This is a genomic window from Streptomyces sp. NPDC002886 (assembly GCF_042888445.1).
Taxonomy (GTDB): domain Bacteria; phylum Actinomycetota; class Actinomycetes; order Streptomycetales; family Streptomycetaceae; genus Streptomyces.
Map to the genome: position 1 here is coordinate 362,764 of NZ_JBIAPV010000006.1, position 14,306 is coordinate 377,069.

14 protein-coding genes and 4 pseudogenes are annotated in these 14,306 nt (G+C 70.0%); 9 read left to right on the plus strand and 9 right to left on the minus strand.

Annotation, left to right across the window (positions count from 1 at the left end; translation table 11 throughout):
- Positions 1-99 precede the first annotated feature (99 nt).
- Both ACFYYB_RS27725 and ACFYYB_RS27730 read left to right on the plus strand, forming a co-directional pair.
- Positions 100-1,515 (plus strand): NAD-dependent succinate-semialdehyde dehydrogenase, encoded by a 1,416-nt coding sequence (locus ACFYYB_RS27725; protein WP_389438362.1) that lies wholly within the window; start codon positions 100-102, stop codon positions 1,513-1,515.
- Positions 1,516-1,601: 86 nt separating this feature from the next.
- Positions 1,602-2,429, plus strand: a complete 828-nt coding sequence (locus ACFYYB_RS27730; RefSeq protein WP_389438364.1) for an aldo/keto reductase — start codon at positions 1,602-1,604, stop codon at positions 2,427-2,429.
- A 72-nt stretch (positions 2,430-2,501) separates the two neighbouring features.
- On the opposite strand, the gene ACFYYB_RS27735 is transcribed toward ACFYYB_RS27730, so the two are convergent.
- Entirely contained in the window at positions 2,502-3,290 is a 789-nt protein-coding gene (locus ACFYYB_RS27735) for an SDR family NAD(P)-dependent oxidoreductase (RefSeq protein WP_389438366.1), read from the minus strand.
- 213 nt (positions 3,291-3,503) lie between these two features.
- Between ACFYYB_RS27735 and ACFYYB_RS27740 the strand changes: the two genes are divergently transcribed.
- Entirely contained in the window at positions 3,504-3,755 is a 252-nt protein-coding gene (locus ACFYYB_RS27740) for a hypothetical protein (protein ID WP_389438368.1), read from the plus strand.
- A gap of 366 nt (positions 3,756-4,121) precedes the next feature.
- Here ACFYYB_RS27740 and ACFYYB_RS27745 read toward each other — a convergent pair whose 3' ends face one another.
- Both ACFYYB_RS27745 and ACFYYB_RS27750 read right to left on the minus strand, forming a co-directional pair.
- Positions 4,122-4,550 (minus strand): SRPBCC family protein, encoded by a 429-nt coding sequence (locus ACFYYB_RS27745; RefSeq protein WP_389438370.1) that lies wholly within the window; start codon positions 4,548-4,550, stop codon positions 4,122-4,124.
- Between the two features lie 470 nt (positions 4,551-5,020).
- Positions 5,021-5,311, minus strand: a complete 291-nt coding sequence (locus ACFYYB_RS27750) for a hypothetical protein (RefSeq protein ID WP_389438372.1) — start codon at positions 5,309-5,311, stop codon at positions 5,021-5,023.
- Positions 5,312-5,699: 388 nt separating this feature from the next.
- Between ACFYYB_RS27750 and ACFYYB_RS27755 the strand changes: the two genes are divergently transcribed.
- The 4 genes from ACFYYB_RS27755 to ACFYYB_RS27770 all read left to right on the plus strand — a co-directional run bounded on the left by ACFYYB_RS27755 (position 5,700) and on the right by ACFYYB_RS27770 (position 7,978).
- Entirely contained in the window at positions 5,700-6,362 is a 663-nt protein-coding gene (locus ACFYYB_RS27755; protein WP_389438373.1) for a nucleotidyltransferase family protein, read from the plus strand.
- Complete coding sequence (locus ACFYYB_RS27760) at positions 6,359-6,631, plus strand: hypothetical protein (RefSeq protein WP_389438375.1); 273 nt, start codon at positions 6,359-6,361, stop codon at positions 6,629-6,631. The genes ACFYYB_RS27755 and ACFYYB_RS27760 overlap by 4 nt, the downstream gene beginning before the upstream one ends.
- A complete protein-coding gene (locus ACFYYB_RS27765; RefSeq protein WP_389438377.1) occupies positions 6,628-7,389 on the plus strand; it encodes a metallophosphoesterase in 762 nt (253 codons plus the stop codon). The genes ACFYYB_RS27760 and ACFYYB_RS27765 overlap by 4 nt, the downstream gene beginning before the upstream one ends.
- 208 nt (positions 7,390-7,597) lie before the next feature.
- Positions 7,598-7,978, plus strand: coding sequence for an STAS domain-containing protein (locus ACFYYB_RS27770; protein ID WP_389438378.1), 381 nt, complete (start codon positions 7,598-7,600; stop codon positions 7,976-7,978).
- 15 nt (positions 7,979-7,993) lie between these two features.
- Here the strand turns inward: ACFYYB_RS27770 and ACFYYB_RS27775 are convergent.
- Positions 7,994-8,134, minus strand: a pseudogene (locus ACFYYB_RS27775) (AraC family transcriptional regulator); the annotation flags it as partial.
- A 318-nt stretch (positions 8,135-8,452) separates the two neighbouring features.
- Between ACFYYB_RS27775 and ACFYYB_RS27780 the strand changes: the two are divergent.
- Positions 8,453-8,923 (plus strand): Dps family protein, encoded by a 471-nt coding sequence (locus ACFYYB_RS27780; protein ID WP_389438379.1) that lies wholly within the window; start codon positions 8,453-8,455, stop codon positions 8,921-8,923.
- 277 nt (positions 8,924-9,200) lie between these two features.
- Here ACFYYB_RS27780 and ACFYYB_RS27785 read toward each other — a convergent pair whose 3' ends face one another.
- Positions 9,201-9,494 carry an SsgA family sporulation/cell division regulator gene (locus ACFYYB_RS27785; protein ID WP_389438468.1) on the minus strand — a complete coding sequence of 98 codons (294 nt, stop codon included), beginning with the start codon at positions 9,492-9,494 and terminating at the stop codon, positions 9,201-9,203.
- A 296-nt stretch (positions 9,495-9,790) separates the two neighbouring features.
- Here ACFYYB_RS27785 and ACFYYB_RS27790 point away from each other — a divergent pair, with 296 nt between their 5' ends.
- A complete protein-coding gene (locus ACFYYB_RS27790; RefSeq protein ID WP_389438380.1) occupies positions 9,791-11,512 on the plus strand; it encodes a PP2C family protein-serine/threonine phosphatase in 1,722 nt (573 codons plus the stop codon).
- 49 nt (positions 11,513-11,561) lie between these two features.
- On the opposite strand, the pseudogene ACFYYB_RS27795 reads toward ACFYYB_RS27790, so the two are convergent.
- The 4 genes and pseudogenes from ACFYYB_RS27795 to ACFYYB_RS27810 all read right to left on the minus strand — a co-directional run.
- A pseudogene (locus tag ACFYYB_RS27795) lies at positions 11,562-11,783 on the minus strand (LLM class F420-dependent oxidoreductase); the annotation flags it as partial.
- Positions 11,784-11,898: 115 nt separating this feature from the next.
- Positions 11,899-12,155 (minus strand): annotated as a pseudogene (locus ACFYYB_RS27800) (DUF4235 domain-containing protein).
- Positions 12,156-12,318: 163 nt separating this feature from the next.
- Positions 12,319-13,057: pseudogene (locus ACFYYB_RS27805) on the minus strand (YihY/virulence factor BrkB family protein); the annotation flags it as partial.
- A 182-nt stretch (positions 13,058-13,239) separates the two neighbouring features.
- Positions 13,240-14,235, minus strand: a complete 996-nt coding sequence (locus ACFYYB_RS27810; RefSeq protein WP_389438381.1) for a magnesium and cobalt transport protein CorA — start codon at positions 14,233-14,235, stop codon at positions 13,240-13,242.
- Between the last annotated feature and the right edge of the window lie 71 nt (positions 14,236-14,306).

The window sequence follows — 14,306 nt, forward strand, 5'->3', positions numbered from 1 at the left end:
CCGTTCCTGCTTCGCGCCCCCACTCCCCCAGGGCCGCGAGACCCCGCCCCCTCAAACGCATTCGAACTCGCACACCGCATCTGTTCCACCGGAGGTTCCATGTCGGATTCACCCAAGAGCCCGTTCGCGACCGTCAACCCGTACACCGGCGAAACCCTCGCCGAGTTCCCGGCCGTCAAGGGTGAGGAGGTAGACGTCGCGCTCGACCTCGCCGCCGAGGCGTACGAGGCGTGGCGAGGACGGCCGATCGCACAACGCGCGGCCGTCGTCGGACGCGCGGCCGACCTGATGCGGGAACGCAAGGAGGAACTGGCCCGGCTCATCACCCTGGAGATGGGCAAGCTCATAGCCGAGGCGCGTGGAGAGGTGGACCTCGCCGCGTCCATCCTCGAGTACTACGCGCGCCGGGGGCCCGAGTTCACCGCCGCCGAACCGCTCGACGTCGCCGAGGGCGAGGCGTACCTCGTCACCGAGCCGATCGGCGTGCTGATGGGCGTCATGCCGTGGAACTTCCCCCTCTACCAAGTGGTCCGGTTCGCCGGGCCCAACCTGGTGCTGGGCAACGCCGTGCTCGTCAAGCACGCCGGCATCTGCCCGCAGTCCGCGCTCGCCCTGGAGTCACTGTTCCACGACGCGGGCGCACCCGAGGGCGTCTACACGAACCTCTTCGTGAGTCACGAGGAGGTCGGGCGCCTGATCGACGGCCCGATCGTCCGCGGAGCCTCCCTGACCGGCAGCGAGAAGGCGGGGGCGGTGATCGCCGGACGGGCCGGACGGAACTTGAAGCCCAGCCTCCTGGAACTGGGCGGCAGCGACGCCTTCATCGTCCTCGACGGGCACCACTTGGAGCGCACCGTCACCGCCGCCGTGTCGGGCCGGATGGCGAACACCGGGCAGAGCTGCGTGGCCGCGAAGCGGTTCATCGTCCTGGACGAGGTCTACGAGGACTTCGTGGCCGGCATGCGCCACGCGTTCGAGGCCTTGCGGCCGGGCGACCCCGCCGACGCGGCGACGACCCTCGGCCCCCTCTCCTCCGAGCGGGCCGCGTCGGACCTCGTCGAACAGATCCGCGAGACGGTGGAGCAGGGTGCGGAACTCGTCACCGGCGGCCACCGGATCGACCGACCGGGCGCCTTCGTCGAACCCACGATCCTCACCGGCGTCAAGCCGGGCATGCGCGCCTACGCCGAGGAGCTCTTCGGGCCGGCCGCGGTCGTTTACCGGGTCGCCGACGAGGACGAGGCCGTGGCCCTGGCCAACGACAGCCAGTACGGCCTCGGCGGGTCCGTGTTCTGTGCGGACGTGGAACGGGGGCGTCGGGTGGCCGAGCGCGTCGAGACCGGGATGGTCTGGGTCAACCACCCGACCTCGACCCAGCCCGACCTGCCGTTCGGGGGCATCAAGCGGTCCGGCTACGGCCGCGAGCTCGCCGATCTCGGCATGCGTGAGTTCGCGAACCGCAAGCTCGTCCGGATCCTTCCTCCCGGGGCGGCACTCAGCGGGATCGCCGGCTGAGCGATACGGCCGTCTCCCGCGCCTTCCCGCCCTCCCAGCCAGTACCGGTACGGATGTCAATGCCACCGGCGACGTCAGGAGCACACGTGACCGCAGTACCCGCAATCACCCTCAACAATGCAGTACAGATACCCCAGTTGGGCTTCGGCACCTTCCAGATCCCGCCCGAGGAGACCCGGGACACGACACTGGCCGCGCTGGAGGTCGGCTACCGCCACATCGACACGGCACAGATGTACGGGAACGAGAGGGAGGTCGGCCGGGCGGTCCTCGACTCGGGCCTCGACCGTGCCGACGTCTTCGTGACCAGCAAGCTATCCAATGACGTCCACACGCACGACGACGTCCTGCGGGCCTTCGACCGCAGTCTGGACGTGATGGGCCTCGATCACCTCGACCTCTTCCTCATCCACTGGCCGCTGCCCACCCGTCGCGACCCCGTGGAGATCTGGAAGTCCCTGGGGGAGATCTACCGCTCGGGACGGGCCAAGGCCATCGGCGTCTCCAACTTCCAGCCCCACCACCTGCGACGACTACTGGAAGGCAGCCTGGTGGTACCCGCCGTCAACCAGATCGAGGTTCACCCCTACCTCACCCAGGATGACGTCAGGGCCTACGGCGCCGAGCACGACATCGCCACCGAGGCCTGGTCTCCCATCGCCCAGGGCAAGGTGCTCGACGCCCCGGCCATCCAGCGCATAGCGGAGCGCGTCGGCAAGTCGGCCGCCCAGGTGACGCTGCGCTGGCACGTGCAGCGCGGGGACATCATCTTCCCCAAGTCCGTGACCCGCGCGCGCATCGAGGAGAACTTCGACCTCTTCGACTTCGAACTCACCGAGGGTGACGTGGGCGAGATCTCCGCGCTGAACCGCGACGAACGGACCGGCCCCGACCCGGACCGTTTCACAGGCTGAGAGCCACGGTCCCGGCACTCCTCACGGCGCGGTGCCGGGACCGCTCCGGCTGGCCCCGCGGCAGGTCTGGGGTCAGGGCAGAATGGAGTCCACATAGCCGCCGTCGACCCGAACCGCCCCGCCCGTCGTCGCAGAGGCGAAGGGGGAGCTGAGGTAGACCACCATGTTCGCGATCTCCTCGGGTTCGATCAGCCGCTGGAGCAGCGACTGCGGCCGGTACTCGCGCATGAACCTTCCCTGCGCCTCGTCCCAGGGAAGGTCTGCGCCCACGAGCTCGTGTACGAAGTCCTCCACGCCTCCCGTGTGCGTGGGCCCGGCGATGACGGCGTTCACGGTCACCCCCGTGCCCGCAGCTTCCTTGGCGAAGCCTCGGGACACGGCGAGGAGGGCGGTCTTCGACATGCCGTAATGGATCATTTCGGCGGGGATCGCCACGGCCGAGTCGCTGGCGATGTTCTGGATCCGGCCCCAGGACCGTTCGACCATGCCCGGCAGGTAGTGCCGGATCATCCGCACGGCCGTAAGGACGTTCGTGTCGAAATAGCGGCGCCACTCGGCGTCCTCGATCTCCAGGGCCGGCCGAGAACCGAAGATGCCGAGACTGTTGACCAGGATGTCGACGTCCGGGACCGCAGCGAAGACGGCTTCGGCGCCGCCGTCCGTCGCAATGTCTCCGGGCGCGGCGATGAACGTGCCACCATTAACTCCGAGCCGGGTCACGGCCTCGTCAACGGACGCTTCGCTCCGGCCGTTGATGGCGACACCGGCCCCAGCCGCGGCCAGCCCGGCCGCGATCGCCGCGCCGATGCCCTGAGTGGAGCCGGTGACCAGGGCGGTCTTCCCGGAAAGGTCGATGAGCACGCGGCCTACCTGCCTATCTGCCGCCACGCGGCGCGTTGACGAACATCCTTTGTCCCGCTTTCCCGCTTCCACCCCGAATACCTCTGGTAGGGAAACTATCGCCCTCCCCCTACCTGGGCCGGCACACCACTCGGGAGGATCGAGGGGTTTGCGGGCGGCGACCGGGAGCACGAGAGCCTCACGACCAATCCGGTAGTACACGAAAAGGTCCTGATGTCGGGTACGGAAAAGGCCCAGGCGCACGTCGAGCAGGCCGTCAAGGAGCCACCGATGAAGGGCAACACCTCCCCGGCACTGGTCTGCGCCTACCTCGTGCTGTTCGCCGGAACACTGGCGACCGTCATCGGCGTCGTGGGGATCCTGTCGCTCGGAGCGAACGCGGCGGTGTACTTGCTGACCATGACCATGGGCATCGTGACCGCGCTGGCAGCCTGGTACGTCCACTCCGCAGGAGGTGGTCGCTAAGCCTCACGGGCGCGGCACCACGATCGTGCGGCGCAAGGACCACGCAACCCTGCCGCGGGCTTGTCGAGCCCGCGATGTGCGGCGGCCTACACCGTGTCCGAATCAGCGATCTCCTCCCCCGCCCGCACCCGCATCGAAGTACGCCGGGCCCGGGACCGTGACATCGGCGAGGACGGCCCCGATCGCGCCCGAGTGGAGGTGCCGGACTCCTCGGTGGTCCAAGGCTCGCGCCTGCTCACCACGGGCCGCCCCCTCCTGCCCCATTTTCATGCGGCCCGCGGTGCGGGCTGGTGGAACGCGGCGAGGCCGCCGGGTGGCCGGGGCTGCAGGCGGGCTGATCCGTCACGCATGCCCCGGACACGGAGGTCAGGATTCTGCCGCTTCGCGTTCGGCCATGGTCTGGAACTGACCCAGGTCATAGTTGGCCAGGACAGCATCAAGGTTGGTGAGGGCACCCAAGTGCTCGACGAAGCCGGCCGGGTCGTACTCGATCTGGAGGGTCACTCGGCTGTGCGTGTCACTGAGCCGGTGGAAGGTGACCACGCCCGCGTGATGAACGCCTTCGGTGGTGCGCCAGGCGATGCGGTCCTCAGGAATCACTTCCGTGAGTTCGGCCACGAACTCCTTGTGCGCCCCGGGCAGTGAGACCTGCCAGACGAATGTGGTCCCGTCGACGCGCTGTACGTGCTGGACGTGGGTAAGGAACGAGGGCCAGCGCTCGACGTCCTGCCACAGGTTCCAGCTCACGGACACCGGCGCCTGGATGTCAACGGCTTCGAGCAATGAGGTTGTCATCTGGGTCCATCTCCTCCGTGCGGTGACTGGTCGAACCCTCGCCTACCCCGAGGGCCGGATTTTCCTCACCGCATCGGACTCCCGCTCTCACAACGTCTGAAGTGCCCGCACTCGGCCCCCGGGCTGGCCCACGGGCTCAGCTCCGTCCCACCGGGCCCGGTTCTGCGCCGCCGTCGGCCAGACCGTCGGTACCGGCATCGTCCGTCCCCCGGATTCCACCGCGGGCTGGACGTCGGCAGGGCCGGCAGCGGCGGTGCCCCCTCCGGCGACGGCTGCGTGCACCGTCGAGGCCGGCCCCGCGTCGACACGCCCACGGAGGTACCCGATCACGGTGTTGTCGACCGCGACCAGGGGTACTGCCACGACTGCTCCGCTCCCTCCTGGCTGGATCTGCGGACGTACGACGTGTTCGCGGCCGCAGCCCGTGCACGCTCGTGAGCGCGGGCTCGGCAGGATCCGAAAGAGACGGCCTAGACGCGCGGTGTCGAGCCTGCACCGTCGTCGGGCGTCTGCCAGGAGTCTTGGCGCGCCTGCGCCGCGGCATTCTGCTGGGCCGGCTGAGCAGGGGGCTTGCGCCGTGCGCTGCGCCGGCTGCCATACCAGAACGCTCCCAGGGGTGTTTCCGGCGTGCCGGGGAACAACGAGGATCTGTCGGACACTTCGGCCGCGACACAGCCCGCGAGGTGCCACACGTGGAAGTCGCTGACGCCGCCGGCGTGGCGGTCCGCGTGGGAGACCAGGTCGGATGCGATCAGCAGCACGTCTTTCAGCAGGTACTCCCCCGCGCTGCCCCCGCCAGAACATCGCGGGCGATCGATCGGGCGCCCTCGCACCGGACGACGCCGGCCGGACCGTGGACTTCACTGTCCGGGCCTGGAATCACGTCCGTCCGGCCCGGTGGCTGGAGCCACCCGACGGGCACGTGGGCAGCAAGCCGCGGGACGTCCAGCCGGGAGCCGCCGCCGGCGGACTCGTCGACGCGAGCTGGCCGGGGGGCTCGAGACGAGGCGCGCCCAGTACGGCATCACAGCGGCCGGACGCGATGGACACCGGGCGCCCGGCGGGGGTGAGACCGGGAGTTTGACCCGCACCGGACGGGTTAGGCGCTCCCTGCCGAAGATTGCACCTCGAGTGAGAGTGAGGCGTTCCGTGACGCATGCCGATGTCCCCGTACCGGGGGCGGTCCCCCCGTCCGATCTTCTGGGCCACGCGGCACCGGAGGACGGACCCCTTCCCGAGGACCACACCCAGGCCATCCTCGAAACCACCAAACAGGTGGCCGCGCTGCTGAAGGGCTCCGGCCTGCCCTTCGCGCTCGCCGGCAGCGTGGCAGCCTTCGCTCATGGTCTCTCGGCCGGATTCCAGCACGACACGGACTTCTGCGTCCGCCCCGAGGACGCCGACGCGGCGATCAAAGCCCTGGAGGGCGGCGGCATCACTATGCGCCGAGCGCCGGAGGACTGGCTGGTCAAGGGCCGGTCGGGTGGGGAGGAGATCGATCTGATCTTCGAACTGGCCCGACGCCCCGTGGACACCGCGCTGCTGGAGCGGGCGAGCGTCAAGGCGGTCGACTCGGTCTGGATGCCGGTCCTGGCTCCCACCGACCTCATGGAGAGCCGGCTCGCCGCCCTCTGTGAGCACTACTGCGACTTCGGCGACCTGCTGCCCATGGCCAGGATGCTGCGCGAACAGATCGACTGGGAGCGACTCGACCGGGATCACCGATCGGCTCCGCTGCCCGATGCCTTCTTCCACCTCCTCGACCGGCTCCGCGTCATCGAACGCGCCGATGTGACGGAGGACGCGCAATGACGAACGCCGGGCACGCCGAACACTCGGAGAACGTCGAGTACAGGATCGAGCACCTGCGAGATCGGCTGGCGCGCGAGGACGTCGCCGAGCTCGGCATACGGGTCGACGCGCATGGGGCCCGAGCCGTCGTCCGGGGTCGGGTGGCCGACGAGGAGTGCCGTGAGGCCGTGCTGCGGATCGCCGCGGAGGAACTCGCGGGGACGGACTGGTATGGGGACATCACCGTCAGCCACAGCGGCGCGCCGGACCACCCGGAGGTGCTGTCGTGATCCGCGTGGCGGCGGTGGGGGACATCCACCTCGGGCCGGACAGCGCCGGCCGGCTGAGGCCTGCTTTCGACACCCTCGGCGACTGCGCCGACCTGCTCCTCCTGGCCGGCGACCTCACCCGGCACGGCACGGAACGGGAGGCCCGGGTGGTGGCCGGCGAGGTGGCCGCGCTGGCGGTGCCCGTGGTGGCCGTACTCGGGAACCACGACTACCAGAGCGACCAGCAGGAAGCGGTCGCCCGCCAGCTCACCGACGTCGGCGTGCACGTCCTGGAGGGAGACGGCGCTCTCCTCGACCTCGGAGGGACGCGGGTCGGCATCGCCGGGACCAAGGGTTTCGGCGGGGGCTTCGCCGGGCGCAGCGGCAGCGAGTTCGGCGAACCGGAGATGAAGGCGTTCATGCGCCACAGCCGTACACGCGCGGAGGGCCTCGAGCGGACTCTGCGCCAACTCGACGAAGGGGGCGCCGCACTGCGGATCGCCCTCACTCACTACTCACCGGTGCCGGACACCCTCGCGGGCGAGCCGCTGGAGATCTACCCCTTCCTGGGCAGCTACCACTTGGCGGAGGCGATCGACTCGGCCGGCGCCGACCTGGCCCTGCACGGTCACGCCCACCTGGGCACCGAACACGGTATGACGGCGGGTGGTGTCCACGTCCGGAACGTGGCCATGGCCGTAATCGACCGGGCCTTCGCCGTCTACCACCTCTCGCCGACGGCAGGGGGCTCCCATCGGGTGGACCCCGTCAAGCCATGAGCCGCCGTCGGCGCGTCACTGCCCGGCGTTTCTGCGGCGCCGTGCCGGGCCGGGCCTCCGCCGCCCAGTCCGCCAAACGAAGCAGCGTGCGTTCCTTCGTTTCCGGGGCTGCCCACTGCTTCTGATGCCGCTCCGGTCGAGTCAGGCATATGGGCGGAGCAGAACAGATCGCGCCGCTGCCGCACCAAGCTTCCGTGCCCGCATCCGAATGAGGTGGCGTGAACCCCACGGACGCCCCAGTGCCCCAGAGCGTCACCGTCCTCACCCTCCCCGACGCCACCCTGATCACCTGTCAGGCGACATGGACCTCGGCCACGTCGCCGCTCTCCGCGCGGTGCTGTCGGCGGCCTGCACCGGCGCCCCCGCGCGCGTCGTCGTCGACCTGGCCGGGCTCGCCTTCTGCGATTCCACCGGACTCAACGCGCTGCTGCAGGGGCGCCTGATGTGCGTGGAGAGCGGGCGCGCCTTGGCCCTCGCCAACCCGGCGCCACAGATGTCGCGCCTGCTGAACATCACGGGCGCCGACACCGTCTTCGACATCACCGAACTCGAGGCCGACGGGCCGGATAGGCCGGCGCCGATGCTGTGAGACCGCCCGCCGCGATCACCGGGTACCGAGGGTGACCGATGGAGCCACCTCATACACCTGCCTGTACGCGGCGGCGAACCGGCCCTGGTGCGCGAATCCCCAGCGAGCGGCGACACCGGTCACAGTCGTCCCGGCCGCAGGATCCGCCGCGACGAGTTCCGCATGCGCAGCGGCAAGCGGGGTGGGGCGATCCCGGGATCAGGCGGTTCGTCCCACGCCTTCGTCCTTGGCGGCCGGCCGGACAGTGGATCGGACGATGCGCGGGACCGCGTGCCACCCGCTGAAGCGCACGCGCAAAAGCAGCGAGTGATCGTGTCCGTCGGCGGAGAGATGGACATCGACCGGGCCCTCAGACACCGGGCCAGCGGCCTTAAGGCCCTGATCAGATGGCCTAGCGGACAGGTTCACCCGAAGATCACCGGGTAGATGGCAGTGAGTTCGAATCCATCTACACCGAGGAATGGAGACACAGCTGTGTCCGTAGTCAATAACGCCCTGCCGGAAGCCGACCTCAAGGTCGTCGGTGATGCGCTGCAGGGTGCCCTGGTGGACCTGGTCGACCTGTCGCTTGTCGCGAAGCAGGTCCACTGGAACGTGGTCGGCCCCCGCTTCCGTTCCGTGCACCTCCAGCTCGACGAGGTCGTCGCCGCGGCCCGAACTCACTCTGATGTCGTGGCCGAGCGCGCCGCGGCCCTCGGGATCTCCCCTGACGGCCGGGCCTCCACAGTGGCATCGGCCAGTGCGTTCAGCGGCGTACCGGAGGGCTGGGTCAGGGACGTGGATGCCGTACGCATCCTCGTCGACTCCCTCAGCACTGTGATCACCCGGATGCGGGAGCGCATCGCGGCAACCGACCAGCCCGACCCGGTGACCCAGGACCTCCTGATCGCCCTGACCGGCGAGTTGGAGAAGCACCACTGGATGTTCGCCGCCGAAGCGGCCTGACGAGCACGCCCGATCCGGTCGAGCCCCGGCCGGCACACCGACCCGAGAGATGGTGGTGGTGCCCCGCCCCTGACCCCTGGCCCCTCGCCCGGGGCGGGCGCCGGGCGGTCCGTAGGCGCGGCAGGCGTGTTGCCGTGGGGCAGCAGCACCTCGATGACGATCAGGGAGTTCCGTGACGCGGTCCAGCCGCTCGTCCCCGTCCTGCAGGGCCTTCTCACACGGTTTGGCGACGATGCGCGGCCGCCCACGGCGGCACTGCTGTGCGGACCTGATGCCCCTAGAGGCAGGGTGCTTGCGCTGTACCGCCGTCGGCGGTGCAGCGCAAGCGGTCAAAGGACCGGTTGCCCTTGGGCTTCCGGTGTCCGCAGGTGGCTGCACCGGCTGTCGCCGTCGAGGATGCGCGAGCGGCGCAGGAGAGGCGGCTCGTAGGTGGGACACGGCCCGGGTGTCCAGGCCGGTACCGACCAAGGGGGCGGATTGCAACATCGCCCTCCCCCACCGGACGGCGGAGCCCCTCGGCCAGCATCTGCCGGTCGAAGTGCCATAGCGCCAGGACGCTAGCGCCGTCCAGGAACTACACCTGCACCACGTACGGGTCACCGCCGTCATAAGAAGCGGGAAAGAAAGAGGACGTGGCCCGTCGTCGCCTCGGGGCGCACATCGATCAGAGCAGACACGCAGGACAACGGCAGGCCCCCAGGATGGGCAGCTGCGCAGCTACATGCGTGTGCCCTGCTCCGCCCCCACCCCACTGGACCGATCGAGGGAACCGCGAGACCGCGGGCTCTGGAGACGGGCGGCCGACGGAGGCAAACAGTGACAAGGTCCCAGAGAGTCCGCATTCCGTCCGCTTCCCTGTGAGGAACGATGCCGCCTTTGATCCCGCAGGACCCGGGCTCGCTGAAGGAACTCCTCGCGCGTGAGGTCGCCGCCCTGCGCAAGGCCGTCGATAGTGCCGCGGGCGTGCGGCCGGACGAAGGAGTGTCCGCGTCCGCTCCGGCGGATGGCCCGCCGCAGACCTGCGCCTGCGGCGGGGGCGACGGCCCCGGGCACTCCTGCGGCGACGGGCCGGAGGGCCACGATCCATGGGCATGCGTATGCGCCACGCTGCCCGCCATCCCCGTGTCAGCGGCGCTGCTCGTGCCCGTCCGCGACGACGCCGGCCAAACCGTGGACTTCACCGTGCGGGCGGGAAACCACGTCCGGCCGGCCCGGTGGCTGGAGTCACCGGACCGGCACGTGGGCAGCAAGCTGCGGGACGTCCAGCCGGGGGCCGCGGCCGGCGGTCTGGTCGACGCGCTGGCCGGGGTGCTGCGGACGGGGCGGGCCCTGAAGGCACTGGCGGTGGACTACACGGAGCGGCGCGGGGACGGCCTGCACCGCACGCAGTTGCTCTACGAGGCCGCCTCCTGCGGGGACAACGTACTGGCGACTTGGCGGCCCGCCCACGACCGTGCGGAGCTCCTGTCGCGTGACGCGCAGTACATCGCGTCCATGGGCTGGGGCACCTGGGACCTGCTGTCGGGCGACACCGTCTGGTCCGAGGGCCTGTGCTCGCTCTTCCGTACCGATGCGGCGCGGCCCCTGTCGCTGCCGGAACTCTGTGACGCCGTCCTGCTGGAGGACGTACCCCGCTTCGGCAAGCTGCTGACGGGTCTGCTCGACGGCGAGGAGCCGCCCGGAGTCGAGGTCCGCTTCAGTGTGTTCGGCGAGATCCGGACCTTGCACCTGGTGGGCCGCCCCGTCCTCTCCACGGACGGGCTCGTGTGGTCGGTGCACCTCATCGCCCGCGACCTCACGACGCAGGTCCGCAGCCGGCAGCGGCTCGCGGCGACCCGCCGCCAGTCGGAGCACCTGCGCGAGGAAGCGGCCGCCGAGCGGCGGGTGGCCTCGGTACTGCGGGAGGCGCTGATGCCCACCCACTCGGCGGAGCTCGCCGGGCTCGGGCTCTCCGTGGCAGCGGCCTACGTTCCCGCCGAATCGGAGGCCGCCGTCGGCGGCGACTGGTACAAGTGCCGGCTGCTCCCTGACGGCCGCGGCCTCATCGCCATCGGTGACGCCTGCGGTCACGGCCTGGGCGCCGTAGCCCGGATGGCTCAGCAGCGGCACGCCCTGGCCGGACTCGCCCACGCTCCGGGAACCCACGCCGGCCAGCTCACCACCTGGCTCAACGAACTCCTGTGCGGCGACCCGGCGGCCCAGACCGCAACCGGGATCATCGGGCACGTCGACGCCCGGCGCAACTTCCGCTGGGCCTGCGCCGGCCATCTGGCACCCCTCCTGCTGCGCGACGGCCTGGCGACGGCGCTCGACACCGGCCATCGGGGGCCGCTGTTCGGCATGCTGCCCGGCTACGCGTACGCCACGGCGACCCTGGTGCTCCGGCCAGGCGACCTCCTGTTGCTCTACACCGACGGCATGGTCGAACGGCGCGGCGAGGACATCACCACGGGCGTCGACGCCCTCCTCACGGAGCTGGTCGCGTGCGACGGCCTCACCGCTCAGAAGGCCCTCGACCGCATCATGGCCGCGTACACGCCGGAAACCCATGAGGACGACACCTGCCTGCTGGCCATCCGGCTGGACTGACCAGCCGGGCGCACGGGTTCACGCGGATGCCGTTCGCGGTCGGGCCGCCTCACGGGTTCCGTAGTGCGGGCAGCAGTTCGGCCTCGGTCCACACCAGCAACGGCTCCTGCCAGTCGCCGCCGATCTGGACGAGGGCAACCTCGGCGAACCTCGCTTCCGCGTACGGACGTACTGCCTCAACGAAAGCGTCCACGTCGTCGCCGCAGGGGATGGCCTCGGCTACGTCTTCGGGCCGGGTGTGCTGCGAGGCCTGTTTGAAGGCTGGACGCGGGCAACGCGCAAGGGCGGCGCTGATCGAGGAAGGCAGCGTGCAACCTCACCGCTCGGACGTAACCACGCCGGTGGGGCCGACACGCTCGGGGAAAATGGCCCCACCATCGCTCTGGTCAGCCCGACCAGGTGCCCGTCAGGCGCCGTATGGCCACCGCTCCTGACCGGTGGGCCGAGGCTTTGACCAAGGCGAAGGTCGCGCCTTGGATGGCCGCGGCGAGCAGGATCTGCTTCTAGGGCCAGTCCTCGTCGGTGGCGTCGGAGCGTCGCCCTCGCCTTCGAGGACCCTCCAGACCTGCTTGAACGCGGCACCCGCGCTCACGGCGCCGAGGGGCCAACCGACCGGCTTGTAGGCGATCTTGGACGTCTTCATCGGCGGCTCCTGCCGCGAGGGGCGGAGTGCGGTTGACGCGTGCGACGGTTGCAGCTTGTTCGGCCTTCGCCAGGCGCGGGTCGGGCGTCTTGTCCTCCAGAAGCTGGGCGGCTTGCTCTGCCTTCTCCCGGACCTAGCCGGAGACCAGGGCTGTCCACTCGGCCCACTTGAAGCCGCGGCCCTTCGCGTTCGGCGCGGCCCAGTAGAGAATCGCGATCATGATCGTGACGAGGAGGACCAGCACCGGCCACTTCGCGATCGACCACACGGCCAGAGCCGTGTCCCCCACCCCCAGCGCGGAGCCCGCCTGCCGGGCCAGCGACCCGGAGAAGACGACGATCAGCGCACTGGCGCAGGCCAGGACCATCAGCGTGACGGTGAGGGCCAGGCGCAGCGGGAGGACCTTCCACACGGGGCGGCCTTCGGGCATGTCGTAAACGGCGTTCGAGGTACGGATGAACGCGGCGATATAGCCTGACGCCGACCACACGGCGACGACCAGGCCGACGACCGCCAGGAACGAGCCAACCCCGGCATGGCCCTGGAGCTGCCGCACGGCGTCGCTGACCACGTCCCGCGCCGAACCGGGAGCCGGCTTCTGCAGGTTGTCCAGGACCCGCTTCGTCGCCGACTCCCCCGCGATGCCCAGCAAGGACACCAGCACCAACAGGGCGGGGACAAGGGCCAGGACCCCGTAATAGGTGAGCGCCGCGGCCCGGTCGGCGAGCTCGTCGTCCTTGAACTCCTCCACGGTGCCGCGCAGCACCGCCTTCCACGACCGCTTCGGCAGCTCGGTGGGCCGGTCAGGCGCCCACTCCTCCACCCGCGGGTCTGGTCCAGGCGTACTCTCGCGGCCGGTTCCCGCGCTCCTGGCCGCTGCCGGGTGTCGGTGTGCGTGTCATACCTCGCGCCGATCCAGCGCAGGGCCACTCATGTCAGCGAAGGCACGAGAGTAGCCGGTGGCCTTCTTTTCAGAGGCGACTGGATTGCCCCCGCGCCTCGGCGGCGGCCAGTGCCCGGCCCGCGCCCGGGTTCTTCCCCGAGGGACGTCGGGAAGGCCCCGGAGCCTCGTAGCGGCCGACTCCTACAGCCAGCCGTTGCGGCGGAAGGCCCGGTAGAGGGCTCCTGCCGCGAGCGTCATGAGGCCCACGGCGAGGGGGTAGCCGTAGGTCCAGCCGAGTTCGGGCATGTGCTCGAAGTTCATGCCGTAGACGCCGGCGACCATCGTGGGTACCGCGAAGATCGCCGCCCACGCCGAGATGCGCCGCATGTCGTCGTTCTGCCACGTGCCCACGCGGGCCTGCTGCGCGCCGAGGACTGAGTCCAGCAGTTCGTCCAGGGTTCGTACCTCGATGTCCGTGCGGTGCAGATGATCGGCAACGTCGCGGATGTACGGGATGATCTTCGGCTGATGTTTCTCTTCGCCCGGGCCGCTCAGAAGGCCCTGGACCACCGGGACGAGGGGCTGTACCGCGTCACGGAACTCGCGGACCTCTCGCTTGAGGGAGTAGATCCGCTCGGTGTGGTCGACGCGGTCAGTCGAGAACACCTCGTCCTCGAGCCGGTTGAGCGTGGCGCGCACTCTGCGGGCGGCGTCACTGTACGCGTCGACGGCGACGTCCAGCACCGCGTGCACCACGGCCCAGGGGCCCGGACGCAGCATATCCGGATCGGCGTCCAGCCGACTGGCAGCCTCGGTACAGGGATCGATCGGTCCGTGGCGCACGGTGAGCACACTGCGAGGTCCCACGAAGATCATGATGTCGCCGGTCTCCACCGCTGCGCACTCCTCCACGTACCGCAGAGTCTTCAGCGCTACAGCCAGCACGTCCCCGAACCGCTCGCGCTTCGGACGCTGCCGGCCGTGCAAGGCGTCCTCCACGGCCAGCGGGTGCAAGCCCATCTCCTCGGCCAGCTGAAGCAGTTCGTCTTCCGCGGGGTCCGCCAACCGGACCCAGGCGAACTCGCCCTCACCCAAGTCCCGTAGTCGCTTGAGTGCCGCGAAGCAGGCGTCGTCGGGCAGCTCACACTCCACGTGGTCCGAGCGGCCCGAGTCCTGGTCGTATATGACGCATTCCATCCTTCCCGCATGCTTCGCCATCCCACTTTCATGCACCTACGGCCGACTTCCCTCTGGCGCCCGTCGTGTGC

What these genes read in the sequence shown, in the direction of transcription:
- ACFYYB_RS27725 (WP_389438362.1), top strand. Translation starts at nt 100, where the DNA reads ATGTCGGATTCACCCAAGAGCCCGTTCGCGACCGTCAACCCGTACACC.
- ACFYYB_RS27740 (WP_389438368.1), top strand. Translation starts at nt 3,504, where the DNA reads ATGTCGGGTACGGAAAAGGCCCAGGCGCACGTCGAGCAGGCCGTCAAG.
- ACFYYB_RS27745 (WP_389438370.1), bottom strand. Translation starts at nt 4,550, where the DNA reads ATGACAACCTCATTGCTCGAAGCCGTTGACATCCAGGCGCCGGTGTCC.
- ACFYYB_RS27760 (WP_389438375.1), top strand. Translation starts at nt 6,359, where the DNA reads ATGACGAACGCCGGGCACGCCGAACACTCGGAGAACGTCGAGTACAGG.
- ACFYYB_RS27770 (WP_389438378.1), top strand. Translation starts at nt 7,598, where the DNA reads ATGAGGTGGCGTGAACCCCACGGACGCCCCAGTGCCCCAGAGCGTCAC.
- ACFYYB_RS27790 (WP_389438380.1), top strand. Translation starts at nt 9,791, where the DNA reads ATGCCGCCTTTGATCCCGCAGGACCCGGGCTCGCTGAAGGAACTCCTC.
- ACFYYB_RS27810 (WP_389438381.1), bottom strand. Translation starts at nt 14,235, where the DNA reads ATGGAATGCGTCATATACGACCAGGACTCGGGCCGCTCGGACCACGTG.